Annotated in this window: 12 protein-coding genes; all 12 read right to left on the bottom strand. The window is 69.1% G+C overall.

Annotated features, from left to right (window positions below; genetic code table 11):
* Positions 1-21 precede the first annotated feature (21 nt).
* Positions 22-717, bottom strand: a complete 696-nt coding sequence (locus SLW56_RS06105) for a ribonuclease HII (protein ID WP_320694505.1) — start codon at positions 715-717, stop codon at positions 22-24.
* Entirely contained in the window at positions 714-1,997 is a 1,284-nt protein-coding gene (gene lpxB, locus SLW56_RS06100; protein ID WP_320694504.1) for a lipid-A-disaccharide synthase, read from the bottom strand. The genes SLW56_RS06105 and lpxB overlap by 4 nt, the downstream gene beginning before the upstream one ends.
* A 23-nt stretch (positions 1,998-2,020) precedes the next feature.
* On the bottom strand, positions 2,021-2,812 hold the full coding sequence (gene lpxA, locus SLW56_RS06095) for an acyl-ACP--UDP-N-acetylglucosamine O-acyltransferase (RefSeq protein ID WP_017908793.1): 792 nt from the start codon (positions 2,810-2,812) through the stop codon (positions 2,021-2,023).
* Positions 2,813-2,831: 19 nt separating this feature from the next.
* Positions 2,832-3,302, bottom strand: a complete 471-nt coding sequence (gene fabZ, locus SLW56_RS06090; RefSeq protein ID WP_010344048.1) for a 3-hydroxyacyl-ACP dehydratase FabZ — start codon at positions 3,300-3,302, stop codon at positions 2,832-2,834.
* Positions 3,299-4,321, bottom strand: coding sequence for a UDP-3-O-(3-hydroxymyristoyl)glucosamine N-acyltransferase (gene lpxD / locus SLW56_RS06085; RefSeq protein WP_152182683.1), 1,023 nt, complete (start codon positions 4,319-4,321; stop codon positions 3,299-3,301). Before lpxD ends, fabZ begins: the two co-directional genes overlap by 4 nt.
* Before the next feature lie 469 nt (positions 4,322-4,790).
* Positions 4,791-7,211, bottom strand: a complete 2,421-nt coding sequence (gene bamA, locus SLW56_RS06080) for an outer membrane protein assembly factor BamA (protein ID WP_017908791.1) — start codon at positions 7,209-7,211, stop codon at positions 4,791-4,793.
* Between the two features lie 80 nt (positions 7,212-7,291).
* A complete protein-coding gene (gene rseP / locus SLW56_RS06075) occupies positions 7,292-8,650 on the bottom strand; it encodes an RIP metalloprotease RseP (RefSeq protein WP_320694503.1) in 1,359 nt (452 codons plus the stop codon).
* Between the two features lie 26 nt (positions 8,651-8,676).
* Positions 8,677-9,882: a 1-deoxy-D-xylulose-5-phosphate reductoisomerase gene (dxr, locus tag SLW56_RS06070; RefSeq protein ID WP_150408999.1), complete on the bottom strand. Its 1,206-nt coding sequence runs from the start codon at positions 9,880-9,882 to the stop codon at positions 8,677-8,679.
* 4 nt (positions 9,883-9,886) lie between these two features.
* Positions 9,887-10,711 carry a phosphatidate cytidylyltransferase gene (locus tag SLW56_RS06065; protein WP_017908843.1) on the bottom strand — a complete coding sequence of 275 codons (825 nt, stop codon included), beginning with the start codon at positions 10,709-10,711 and terminating at the stop codon, positions 9,887-9,889.
* The gene (gene uppS, locus SLW56_RS06060; protein WP_160970844.1) at positions 10,708-11,448 is read right to left on the bottom strand and encodes a polyprenyl diphosphate synthase; all 741 of its coding nucleotides are present in this window, start codon (positions 11,446-11,448) and stop codon (positions 10,708-10,710) included. Before uppS ends, SLW56_RS06065 begins: the two co-directional genes overlap by 4 nt.
* A 38-nt stretch (positions 11,449-11,486) precedes the next feature.
* Complete coding sequence (gene frr, locus SLW56_RS06055; protein ID WP_010344041.1) at positions 11,487-12,044, bottom strand: ribosome recycling factor; 558 nt, start codon at positions 12,042-12,044, stop codon at positions 11,487-11,489.
* Between the two features lie 195 nt (positions 12,045-12,239).
* On the bottom strand, positions 12,240-12,962 hold the full coding sequence (gene pyrH / locus SLW56_RS06050) for a UMP kinase (protein WP_010344040.1): 723 nt from the start codon (positions 12,960-12,962) through the stop codon (positions 12,240-12,242).
* Positions 12,963-13,028: the final 66 nt, after the last annotated feature.

The following is a 13,028-nucleotide window of genomic DNA, read 5'->3' as shown; positions in this document are numbered from 1 at the left end:
GGCCCGACCCAGTCGAACGTCCTACGCGAGCTGCAGCGACTCCAGCGAATCCCCAATCTCCACGGCCGGCTCCCGGCCCGCTAGGGCCATCCTGACGGGCGCGAAGCTGCGCCGGTGGTGGATGCAGGGGCCGTGCGCGGCCAGTGCGGCCAGGTGCGCCGGGGTGGCGTAGCCCTTGTGCAGGTCGAAGCCGTAGTGCGGGTGTTCGTCGTGCAGGCGCTGCATGATCCGGTCGCGGGTGACCTTGGCCATGATCGAGGCGGCCATGATCGCGCGGTCGCGGGCATCGCCGCCGACCAGCGCCTCGGCGGCGCAGGGCAGACCCTTGGGCACGCGGTTGCCGTCGATGCGGGCGAAGCCGGCCACGTGGGCCACGCCCTCGACCGCGCGGCGCATGCCCAGCATGGTCGCCTGGTAGATGTTCAGCCGGTCGATCTCCTCGGCCTCGATCAGCACCACCTGCCAGGCCAGCGCGCGCTCGACGATGCGCGCATACAGCGTCTCGCGGCGCGCCGCGGTCAGCTGCTTGGAATCGTCCAGCCCGTTGATGCGGGTGCGCGCCGGATCGAACACCACCGCCGCCACCGCCACCGGCCCGGCCAGGGGACCGCGGCCGGCTTCGTCGACGCCGGCGTAGAGCCGGGAATCGGGAGTGGGGAATGGGGAATGGGACAAAAGCGACTGCTGCGGCGACGGCGGGGAAAGGGAGCGCTTCATGCCGTTGCTCCTGACGATTCCCGACTCCCGACTTCCGATTCACGGCCTTCCAGCAATTCGAGCACCGCATCGGCCGCGCGCGCCGAGGCGTCCTGGCGCAGCAGCAGGTGCAGGCGTTCGTACTCGGGCTGCAGCGCCGCCACCGCCTGCGGGTTGCGCAGCCAGTGCAGCAGCGCGGCGGCCAGGGCGTCGGGGGTGCAGGCGTCCTGCATCAGTTCCGGCGCCAGGTCGTGGCCGGCGAGGATGTTGGGCAGGGCGTAGCGGTCGACCTTCAGCAGGCCCAGCGCCTTGACGATGCGGTAGGTGAGCGGGGCGACCTTGTAGCCGACCACCATCGGCCGCTTCACCAGCATGGCTTCCAGGGTCGCGGTGCCGGAGGCCAGCAGCACCGCATCGGCGGCGAGCAGCGCGGTGCGCGCGTGGCCGTCCAGCACCCGGGTGGCGGCCGCCGGCAAGGCCGAGCGCGCGAGTTGTTCTTCGATCAGCGCCTTGCACGCGGCATTGGCGGCCGGCACCAGCACGCGCGCGTCCGGAAGCTGCTGCAGCACCTGCGCGGCGGCGGCGAAGAAGGTGTCGCCGAGCTTGCCGATCTCGCCCAGGCGGCTGCCCGGCAACACCGCCAGCACCGGCACGTCGGCGGCCACGCCCAGGGACGCACGCGCCGCGCCGCGGTCTTCGTGCAGCGCGATCGCATCGGCCATGGGGTGGCCGACAAAGCGCGCGTCCACGCCGTGCTTGGCGTAGATCGGCGGCTCCATCGGGAACAGGCACAGCACCCGGTCGGCGCTGGCGCCGATCTTGGCCGCGCGCTGCTCGCGCCAGGCCCATACCGATGGACTGACGTAATGCACGGTGCGCAGCCCGCGCTGCTTCAGCCAGCGCTCCACGCCCAGGTTGAAGTCGGGGGCATCGATGCCGACGAACACGTCCGGGCGCCAGGCCAGCAGCCGCTCGCGCAGCGCGCGGCGCAGCTTCAGCAGGCGCGGCAGGTGCCGCAGTACTTCCAGCAGACCCATCACCGCCAGCTCGCTGGCGTCGAACCAGGTCTGGCACCCGGCCTGGCGCATCGCCTCGCCCCCGACCCCGGCGAACTCCGCGTCGGGATAGCGCGCGCGCAACGCCTCGATCAGCCCCGCGCCCAGCAGGTCGCCGGAGGCTTCGCCGGCGACCAGGGCGATGCGCAGCTTCGCTGCGCGGTGAGTGGGGAATGGGGAATGGGGAATGGTTAAAGCAACAGCGGAGCCGGGGCCGGGCGGGCGAACGCTCTTCCCATTTCCCATTCCCGATTCCCCATTCCCGGCCGTCATCGCAACAACGGCCGCTCGCTGGATTCGATGAACTCCAGCATCGCGCGCACGTCCTCGCTGCCTTCGGCCAGCACCGCCAACTGGTGCTTGGCCTCGGCCAGCGGCAGGCCGGCCACGTACAGCGCGCGGTACGCACGCTTGATCGCGGCCACGCGCTCGGGATCGAAGCCGCGGCGCTTCAGCCCTTCGCTGTTGATGCCGCGCGGGCGGCCCAGGGAATTGCCGCCGACCATGGTGAACGGCGGCACGTCGCCGTTGATCAGCGCGCCCATGCCGAGGAAGGCGTGATCGCCGATGCGGCAGAACTGGTGCGCGCCGGCGAAGCCGCTGATGATCACGTGGTCGCCCACTTCCACGTGCCCGGCCAGGGTGGTGTTGTTGGAGAACACGCAGTGGTTGCCGACGATGCAGTCGTGGGCGACGTGGGTGTAGGCGAGGAACCAGTTGTCGCTACCCACGCGGGTGATGCCGCCGCCGCTGCCGGTGCCGCGGCTGACGGTGACGAACTCGCGGATCACGTTGCGGTCGCCGATCACCAGTTCGGTGCGTTCGCCGGCGAACTTCTTGTCCTGCGGGTCGCCGCCGAGCGCGACGTGGCCGACCAAACGGTTGTCGCGGCCGAGCCGGGTCGGGCCGACGATGCTGCAATGCGAGCCGATCTCGCAGCCTTCGCCGATCTCCACCTCGGCGCCGATCACGGTGAAGGCGCCGACGCGCACGTCGGCGGCGAGTTTCGCGCCCGGGTCGATGATCGCGGAGGGGTGAATCAGGGGAGCGTTGGCGCTCATCGCAGGTCTCCTGCCAGGGTCATTCGCGGGTGCCGGCGCACAGCACTTCGGCGCAGGCCACGACCTTGCCGTTGACCTTGGCCTCGCCGTAGTACACCGCCATGTTGCGGATCACCCGCTTGATTTCCACGTGCAGCTCCAGCACGTCGCCGGGCACCACCTGGCTGTTGAAGCGGGCGTTGTCGACCTTGACCATGTAGAACAGCTTGGACTGCGCGTCGCGGCCCATCGCCAGCTGGGTCAGGATGCCGCCGGCCTGCGCCAGCGCCTCGATGATCAGCACGCCGGGCATGATCGGCTGGCCGGGGAAATGGCCCTGGAAATACGGCTCGTTGATGCTGACGTTCTTGTGCGCGACGATCCGGCGGTTCTCGAAATCCAGCGAGACCACCTTGTCCACCAGCAGGAACGGGTAGCGGTGCGGGAGCAGTGCGCGGATCTGGTTGATGTCCGGCAGGGTGGCGTCCGGCAGGGGCTGATCGTGGCTCATTCCTTCTCCTTGCTGACAGACAGGATGCGACGGGCCAGGGCATCGAGCTGTTTGAAGCGCGCGGCGTTCTTGCGCCACGTGCGGTTGTCGGTCAATGGGGTGCCGGACGAGTACTCGCCCGGCTCGTGGATGGAGTTGCGCACGACCGACTTGCCGGTGACCACGACCTTGTCGCAGATCTCCAGGTGGCCGACCACGCCGACCGCGCCGCCGAGCATCACGTAGCGGCCGATCTTGGCGCTGCCGGCGATGCCGGTGCAGCCGGCGATGGCGCTGTGCGCGCCGATGTGCACGTTGTGCGCGACCTGCACCAAGTTGTCCAGGCGCACGTCTTCTTCGAGGGTGGTGTCTTCCAGCGCGCCGCGGTCCACGCAGGTATTGGCGCCGATCTCGCAATCGTCGCCGATGCGGACGCCGCCGAGCTGCGGCACCTTGATCCAGCGGCCGGCGTCCATCGCCAGGCCGAAGCCGTCGGCGCCGAGCACCGCACCGGGATGCACGCGCACGCGCTGGCCCAGACGCACCCGGGTGACCAGGGTGACGCGGGCGATCAGTTCGCTGCCTGCGCCAATCTGGCAGTCCTCGCCGATCACGCAGCCGGGGCCGATCACGCAGCCCTCGCCGACCACGCTGCGCGCGCCGATGCTGACGAACGCGCCGATGTGCGCGCTGGCCGCGACCTGCGCACTGGGATCGATACTGGCGCTGGGATGGATGCCGGGCGGTCGCAGCGGGGCCACGTCGAACAGCGCGGCGATCTTGGCGAAGGCGACGTACGGATCGCGCGCGATCAGTGCGGTGCCGGGCGCGGCCTCGGCGTCGTCGGCACGCAGCACCACGATCGCCGCGGTGCTGTCGGCCAGTTGCGCACGATAGCGGGGATTGGCCAGGAAGCTGAGCTGTCCCGGGCCGGCCTGCGCCAGCGTGGCCACGCCGCGCACCGCGACGCTGCCGTCGCCATGCACCTGCAGGCCGAAACGCTCGGCGATCTCGTCAGCGGTATAGGTCGAAGTATTCACCGGGAGATTCTACCGTGTGCCACCAGCACGGTCATACGTACGCCCGCGTAGGGCGTGGGACCCGCTCGCGTACACCAAGCCGAATAGGCTCGATCACCTGCAAGCCACGATCGACCGACTCGAGCAAAGCCCCCTTTGGTAAAGGGGGCGCGCCGAAGGCGGGGGGATTCGGAAGGCGATGAGCCGGGGCCCGCGATTCGCAGTGCGAATCGTGGGGCGTCAGCGCGAATGCGGTGGCGCGCTCCCCCCCTTTGGTAAAGGGGGCGCGCCGAAGGCGCGGGGATTCGGAGAGTGATGAGCCGGGGCCCGCGATTCGCAACGCGAATCGTGGGGCGTCAGCGCGAATGCGGTGACGCGCTCGGGGCGCGCCGACAGGCGCGGGGATTAGGCAAGCCAAGCCCCAGCAGGTTTTCGCGCAGCGAAAACCTCGCTGCCAGGGCGCAGCCCTGGCAGCGGGTGGGCAGTTCTTTTAGAACTGCCCACCAAAGGTGAACTGCAGGCGCTCGATCTCGTCGTTGTCTTCCTTCTTCAACGGAATCGCATAGCTGATCGAGATCGGGCCGACCGGGGCCCGCCACAGCAGGGCGATACCGGTGGAGGCGCGCAACTGGTTGGACTTGAAGTTGTCCACGCCATTGAACACGTTGCCGACGTCCACGAACGCCGAAATGCGCGCCGACGGGCTGTCGAACAGCTTCGGGAAGTACATTTCCGCCGAGCCCACGGTCTTGAACGAGCCGCCTAGCGGCTGGCCGCGGCGGTACGAGGCGGTGGCCTCCGAGCGCGGGCCGAGGGTGTTGTCCTCGAAGCCGCGGACCGAGTTGGTGCCGCCGGCGTAGAAGTTCTCGTAGAACGGCAGGCCCGAGGCGGTGACGCTGCGGATCAGGTTGGAGCCGTTGCAGGCCTGCGGGTTGTAGGTCGTCGTGCCTTGCGCATCGCTGGTGTAGGTGCCGCAGATGTCGCGCGACACGTCGCTGCCGTAGCTGTCGCCGTAGCCGAACTCCGCGCGGGTGTTGAGCACCAGCGCCGGCGAGATCGGCCAGTACTTGGAGATCTGGTAGTTGAGCTTCCAGTACTCCACGGTCGAACCGGGCAGGGTGGCTTCCAGGCCCACACGCTGGTACATGCCGCGGGTGGGCATGAAGTAGTCGTTGCGGGTGTCGCGCGCCCAGCCGAGCTCGCTGCGCCAGGCATGGAAGGTCTTGGTCCCGATCGCGTCGATGTAGTTGATGATCGCCTGCGGGGTGAAGCCCGGATAGGTGGTGATCTGGTTGCTGTCCACGCCGAACATCAGCGAAACGCTGTCGGTCTCGGTGATCGGTACGCCGAAGATCACCTGCGCCGCGCCGTTGGTGCTGTTGTACTGCGCGGTGCCGAAGTCGGAGTAGTCCAGCTTGCGCCACGACAGGTTGTAGCCCAGCGAGACGCCGTCGTCGGTGAAGAACGGATTGGTGTAGGAGAACGCGTAGCGCTCCTGGTAGCTGCTGCGCGAGGCGTCCACCGCGACGCGGTTGCCGCCGCCGAGGAAGTTGTTCTGCGACAGCTGCACCGAGGTGGTGACGCCGTAGGTCTGCGAGTAGCCCAGGCCGAAGGTGAAGCTGCCCGAGGTGGTCTCCTTGACGTTGTAGACCACGTCGACCTTGTCGTTGCTGCCCGGCACCGGCGGGGTTTCCACGTCCACTGACTCGAAGTAGCCCAGGCGCTGCAGGCGGATCTTGGAGCGGTCGATCGCCGCCTGCGAGTACCAGGTGTCCTCGAACTGGCGCATTTCGCGGCGCAGCACTTCGTCGGAGGTGCGGGTGTTGCCGCGGAACACGATGCGCCGCACCGACACGCGCGGGCCCGGGGTCACCTGCAGGTTCACCGCCACCGTGCGCTTCTCGCGGTCGGTGGTCGGGATCGGGGTGACCTTGGCGAAGGCGTAGCCGATGTTGCTCAGGGTATTGGTGATGGCGTCGGAGCTGTATTCCAGCAGCGCGCGCGAGAAGGTGTCGCCGGCCTTGGGGATCACCAGCTTCTCGATCTCTTCCTGCGGCAGGATGGTGTCGCCGGTGACCTTGATGTCGGAGATCTTGTACTGCTCGCCTTCGGTGATGCCGGCGGTCAGGTACATGTCGCGCTTGTCGGGGCTGATCGCCACCTGGGTGGAGTCGACGCTGAAGTCGACGTAGCCGCGGTCCAGGTACCAGGAGTTGAGCTTCTCCAGGTCGCCGGACAGCTTTTCCTTGGAGTACTGGTCGTCGCGGCGGTACCAGGACAGCCAGTTGTGCTCGCGCGACTCCCAGTTCTCCAGGATGTCCTTGTTGAGGAATTTCTCTGTACCAATCAGGTTGACGTGGCGGATCTTGGCCGCCTTGCCTTCCTTGATCGCGATGGCCACGTCGACGCGGTTGCGGTCCAGCGGGCTCACCGTCGGGGTGATCTCGACGTTGTACTTGCCGCGGTTGTTGTACTGGCGGGTCAGCTCCTGGGTCACCCGGTCCAGGCTCAGCCGGTCGAAGGTGCCGCCTTCGCTGAGGCCGATGTCGGACAGGCCCTTGAGCAGTTCCTCGCTCTTGATGTCCTTGTTGCCGGTGACGGTCAGCTTGTTGATCGCCGGACGCTCCTTGACCGTGACCACCAGGATGTTGCCCTGGCGGTCGACGCGCACGTCCTCGAAGAAGCCGGTGCGGTACAGGGCACGGATCGCCTCGGCGACCTTGGCCTCGTCCACGGTGTCGCCGCGTTCCACCGGCAGGTAGGTGAACACGGTGCCGGACGAAATGCGTTGCAGCCCGTCGACGCGGATGTCGCTGGCGGTGAAGGGCTCCGCTACCTGGGCCAGGGCCGGCAGGCTGAGGCTGGCGGCGAGGGCGAGGGCAAGCAGGCGGCGAGTGGGAAATCTCGTCATGTCACGTCCGGTAGAGGTCGATATCGTTGTTGCATGGGCGCCGGCGCAAGACGACAGCGGGTCGAGTGGATCGGCGCGGGTCATCGCAGGGCCTGGCCGAAGAGGTCGTTGTAGAACGCCAACCCCATCAGTCCTGCCAGCAACGTCAGGCCCACGAATTGCCCCGCCGCCATGGCGCGCTCGCTCAGCGGGCTGCCCTTGACCAACTCGATAAGGTAATACAGCAAGTGCCCGCCGTCCAAGATCGGGATCGGCAGCAGGTTCATGATCGCCAGGCTCAGCGACAGCAGCGCCAGGAAATTCAGGAACCAGTCCGGGCCCTGCTTGGCCGAGACGTTGGCGACCTTGGCGATGGTGATCGGGCCGGACACGTTCTTCAGCGAGGCCTCGCCGGTCAGCATGCGGCGCAGGATGCCGAGCGTGTCGCCGGCCAGCCGGCCGGTCTCGCGGAAGGCGACCGGGATCGCCGCCAGCGGGCCGTAGCGCAGGGTGGCGTCGTAGGTCGGGCGGCGCTGCTCGCCGATGGCCACGCCCAGCGTCCAGCGCGGCGCGCCGGGGCCGGCGGCCTGCTTGAGATGGACGTCCAGGGCCAGGCGCTCGCCGTTGCGCTCGACCTCGATCAGGCCGTTGCCGCCGCCGCGGCCCAGGGCCTGCACCTGCGGCGCGACCTGGTCGGCGCTGGTGATCGGGGTGCCGTCCACCGCCAGCACGCGGTCGCCGGGGCGCAGCACGCCGTCGGCGGCCGAGCCGGCGGTGACGTTGGCGATGACCGCCGGCTGCAGGGTGAAGCGCCAGGTCAGGCCGGCCAGGGCCGGCACCTGCTGCTCGTCGAAGCCGACCGGCAGCTGCGACAGGCGCAGGGTCCGGGTATGGCTGGCGCCGTCCTGCGCGTCCTCGGTCTGCACCGGCACGTCCTCGCGGTCCATGGCGGCGACGGTCAGCTGCATGGCGGCCTCGCTCCAGGTGGCGACGTCGCGGTCGCCGACGCGGACGATGCGCTCGCCGGGCTGGAACCCGGCCTGCTGCGCCAGGCCCTCGGCGCGGCCGACGATGGGCGCGTAGTCCTGCTTGCCGATCACGAACATCGCCCAGAGGAACGCCACGCACAGGATCAGGTTGGCGATCGGGCCGGCGGCGACGATGGCGATGCGCTGCCACACGCTCTTGTTGTTGAAGGCCTGCGCACGCTCGGCCGGGGCCACCTCGCCCTCGCGTTCGTCGAGCATCTTCACGTAGCCGCCGAGCGGAATCGCGGCGATCGCGAACTCGGTGCCGTGGCGGTCGTAGCGCGACCACAGCGGCTTGCCGAAGCCCACCGAGAAGCGCAGCACCTTGACCCCGCAGCGGCGGGCGACCCAGAAATGGCCGAACTCGTGGAAGGTCACCAGGATGCCCAGGCTGACCAGCATCCACCAGATGGAGCCGACGACATTACCCATGCGCGTGGCTCATGGCGGCGTGGGGATCAAGCATGGGCGAAATGGCGGGCAATGGCGAGTTCGGTGATCTTGCGCGAGTGCGCATCCGCCGCCAGCAACGCGTCCAGGGAATCGGCCGCGACCGCAGGCAGCTCGGTCAGGGCGTTCTCGACCAGCGCAGGAATCGATAGGAAACCGATCCGGCCCTGAAGAAAGGCTGAAACAGCCACTTCGTTGGCCGCGTTCAGGATCGCCGGGGCGCTGCCGCCGGCCTGCATCGCGCGCCAGGCCAGGCCCAGGCAGGGGAAGGCGTCCAGGTCCGGCGCCTCGAAATCCAGCCGGCCCTGCGTCAGCAGGTCCAGCCCGGCGACCCCAGAGGCGATGCGGTCCGGCCAGCCCAGGCCCACCGCCAGGGTGGTGCGCATGTCCGGCAGGCCCATCTGCGCCAGGGTCGAACCGTCGATGAACTCGACCAGCGAATGCACCAGGCTCTGCGGGTGCACCAGCACTTCGATGCGCTCGGGCGCCAGCGCGAACAGGTGGTGGGCCTCGATCACCTCCAGGCCCTTGTTCATCAACGTCGCCGAATCGACGGAGATCTTCGGCCCCATCGACCACTTCGGGTGCGCCACGGCCTGCGCCGGGGTTACCGCCTGCAGGCGCGCGCGGTCCCAGCCGCGGAACGGGCCGCCGGAGGCGGTCAGCAGCACCCGCCGCACCTCGGCGCCGGTCTGGCGCGAGCGCAGGCACTGGAAGATGGCGTTGTGCTCGCTGTCGATCGGGATGATCTCGGCGCCGGCCGCGGCCGCCGCGGCGGTGACCAGTTCGCCAGCCAGCACCAGCGCTTCCTTGTTGGCCAGCAGCAGGCGCTTGCCGGCGCGGGCCGCGGCCAGGGTCGAGGCCAGGCCGGCCGCGCCGACGATGGCGGCGACCACGCTGTCGCAGGCGTCGCTGGCCACCAGCTGGTCCAGCGCGGCGTCGCCGGCATGCGCCTGGGTCGACAGCCCGGCCGCGCGCAGGCCGTCGCGCAGCGCCGGGTACAGCGCCGGATCGGCGATCACCGCATGCGCGGGACGGTGCGTGGCGCACAGCGCCAGCAGCGCGTCGACGTTGCGCCCGGCGGCCAGTACGCCGGCGCGCAGGCGCTGCGGATGGCGCGCGATCACGTCCAGCGCCGAGGCGCCGATCGAGCCGGTGGCGCCGAGCACGGCGATGGTGCGGACCGCTGGGGTCTTGCTGCGTTGCGTGTTCACTGGCTCAGAACCCGAAGATGTCCTTGCCCAGCGCGAAGATCGGCAGCGCCGCCAGCACGCCGTCGATCCGGTCCAGCACGCCGCCGTGACCGGGAATCACGTTGCCCGAGTCCTTGGCGCCGACGTGGCGCTTGAGCAGGCTCTCGAACAGGTCGCCGACCACCGAGGCCAGCACGCTGACCGCGGCCACGATCAGCAGCCCGGGCAGGTGCGGCAGGGTCACCCCGGCCAGCCAGCCGAAACCGGCGGCCACGATCAGGCCGGCCAGCAGGCCGCCGACCAGGCCTTCCACGGTCTTGTTGGGGCTGATCCGCGGCGCGAGCTTGTGCTTGCCGAACTGGCGGCCGGCGAAATAGGCGCCGGAATCGGCGGCCCACACCGTCGCCAGCGCGGTCAGCAGCCAGCGGTGGCCGTTCGGCTCGCTGGCGTGGATCAGGCCCAGGGCGGCCCAGGCCGGCACGATCGCCAGGGTGCCGGCGGCGAGCTTGAACACCCGCGCGTAGGTGGCGTGGTCGGAGCCGAAGCGGTAGAAGCCCAGCCACAGCAAGGCCACGCACCACCAGCCGGCGCCGATCAGGGTGGTCAGCTGGAACAGCACCAGGGAGCCGGCCGAGGCCCACACCAGCAGCACCATCAGCAGCAGGTTGAGCATCAGCAGGATGGTGCGCGGCAGGGTGTCGTCGACCTCGGCCAGCTTCAGCCATTCCCACAGGCCGATCAGGAAGATCAGGGCGGCCAGCGCGACCAGCCACTGGGTCGGCAGCAGCAGGATGGCGCAGATGGCCAGCGGGGCCATGATCAGCGCGGCGATGACGCGGGTACGGGTCATGCGGAAACGTTCTCCGTCGCCGCTTCGGCGACCTGCGCGCTGGTGAGGCCGAAACGCCGCTCGCGGCGGGCGTAGTCGTCCAGGGCTTGTTGCAGCACCTCGGGGCCGAACTCGGGCCAGAGGGTCTCGGTGAACCACAGTTCGGTATAGGCCAGCTGCCACAGCAGGAAGTTGCTGATGCGCAGGTCGCCGCCGGTGCGGATGAACAGGTCCGGCGGCGGCAGGTCGGCCAGCGCCATGCGCGCCGACAGCGCGTCCTCGTCGATCTGCTCCGGGCGCAGGCGTCCGGCGGCGACGTCCTCGGCCAGCGCGCGCGCGGCCAGGGCGATGTCCTGGCGGCCGCCGTAGCTGGCGGCGATCGACAGGTGCAGGGCCTGGTTGTCGCGGGTGCGCGCCTCGGCCTGGGCCATGCGCTCGCACAGCGACGGCGCGAAGCGCGAGCGGTCGCCGATGAAGCGCACGCGCACGCCGCGCCGCTGCAACTCCTCGACCTCGCGGTCGAGCGCGTGCAGGAACAGCTTCATCAGCGCGTCCACTTCCTCCTGCGGACGCCCCCAGTTCTCGCTCGAAAAGGCGAACAGGGTCAGCGCGCCGATGCCGCGCTCCAGGCAGAAGTCGATGGTGCGGTTGACCGCGCGCGCGCCGGCACGGTGGCCGATCACGCGCGGCCGGCGGCGGCGCTGCGCCCAGCGGCCGTTGCCATCCATGATGATGGCCAGGTGGCGGGGCAGGGACATGGGGACGGGGTCGGAAGGCATGGCCGGCAGGCGCAGGCTCAGACCGCCATCAGTTCCTGTTCCTTGCCCTTGACCACGTCGTCCACGTCCTTGATCGCCTTGTCGGTCAGCTTCTGGATGTCGTCCTCGCTGGCGCGGGCCTCGTCCTCGGTGACCTTCTTGTCCTTCAGCAGATCCTTGACCTGCTGGTTGGCGTCGCGGCGGATGTTGCGGATCGCGACCTTGGTGTCCTCGCCTTCGCCGTGCACGACCTTGGACAGCTCGCGGCGGCGCTCCTCGGTGAGCGCGGGCAGGTTGAGGCGGATGGTGGTGCCGGCGGTGTTCGGGGTCAGGCCCAGGTCCGAGGCCAGGATCGCCTTCTCGACCGCGCCGACCATCTGCTTTTCCCACGGAGTGATGGTCAGCGAGCGGGCGTCGGCGACGGCCACGCTGGCGACCTGGCTCAGCGGCATGTCCGAGCCGTAGTAGTTGACCTTCAGGTGCTCGACCAAGGCGGTCGACGCGCGGCCGGTGCGCACCTTGATGAGCGCATGACGCAGCGCGTCGATGCTCTTGGCCATGCGGGTCTGTGCGTCTTGCTTGATTTCGTTGAGCATCGCCGGTGTCCGTGCTGAATCTGAATCGGACGATTATAGCCTGCTGGGAGTGGGGAATCGGGAATGGGGAATGGCGAGGGCGGATCCCTGCGCGCCTGACTGAACGCCAGTGGCGCGAGAATCGGGGCTGGCGCCAATGTTGCAGTGCGCAACGCTGTTGCGATTCCCGATTCCCGATTCCCGATTCCCGGCTTTTCAGCCCCGACCTTTGACCAACGTGCCGATCTCGGCGCCGCGCAGGATCTTCAGCAGTTCGCCGGGCTGGCCCATGTTGAAGATGCGCAGCGGCAGGTCGCTGTCGCGGGCCAGGGCGAAGGCGGCGGTGTCCATCACTTCCAGGTTGCGGGCGATGACTTCGTCGTAGGTCAGGCTGTCGAAGCGCACGGCGTCGGCGTGCTTCTTCGGATCCTTGTCGTACACGCCGTCGACCTTGGTCGCCTTCAGCAGCAGGTCGGCACCGATCTCGATCGCGCGCAGCGCGGCGCCGGAGTCGGTGGTGAAGAAGGGGTTGCCGGTGCCCGCGGCGAAGATCGCGATGCGGCCCTTTTCCAGGTGGCGGATCGCACGGCGGCGGATGAAGTCCTCGCACACGTCGTTGATCTTGATCGCGCTCATCACCCGCACCTTGGCGCCGAGCTTTTCCAGCGCGTCCTGCATGGCCAGCGCGTTGATGACGGTGGCGAGCATGCCCATGTGGTCGCCGGTGACCCGGTCCATGCCGTTGGCGGCCAGACCGGCGCCGCGGAAGATGTTGCCGCCGCCGATCACCAGCGCCACTTCCGCGCCGGCCTGCTGCGCCTCGATCACCTCATGGGCGAGGCGATTGATGATCTTCGGGTCGATGCCGTAGTCCCCGTCTCCCATCAGCGCTTCGCCGGACAGTTTCAACAGGATACGGCGATAGGCGAGCTGGGACATGGCGACCTCGTTGGGGGATGACGGGCAAACCACACGATTTTAGCCGATGCGCGCCAGCGCGTCTGT

Source organism: Xanthomonas sp. LF07-6 (genome assembly GCF_034105445.1).
Taxonomy (GTDB): Bacteria; Pseudomonadota; Gammaproteobacteria; order Xanthomonadales; family Xanthomonadaceae; genus Xanthomonas_A; species Xanthomonas_A sontii.
This window is presented reverse-complemented; position numbering and strand designations above follow the sequence as displayed.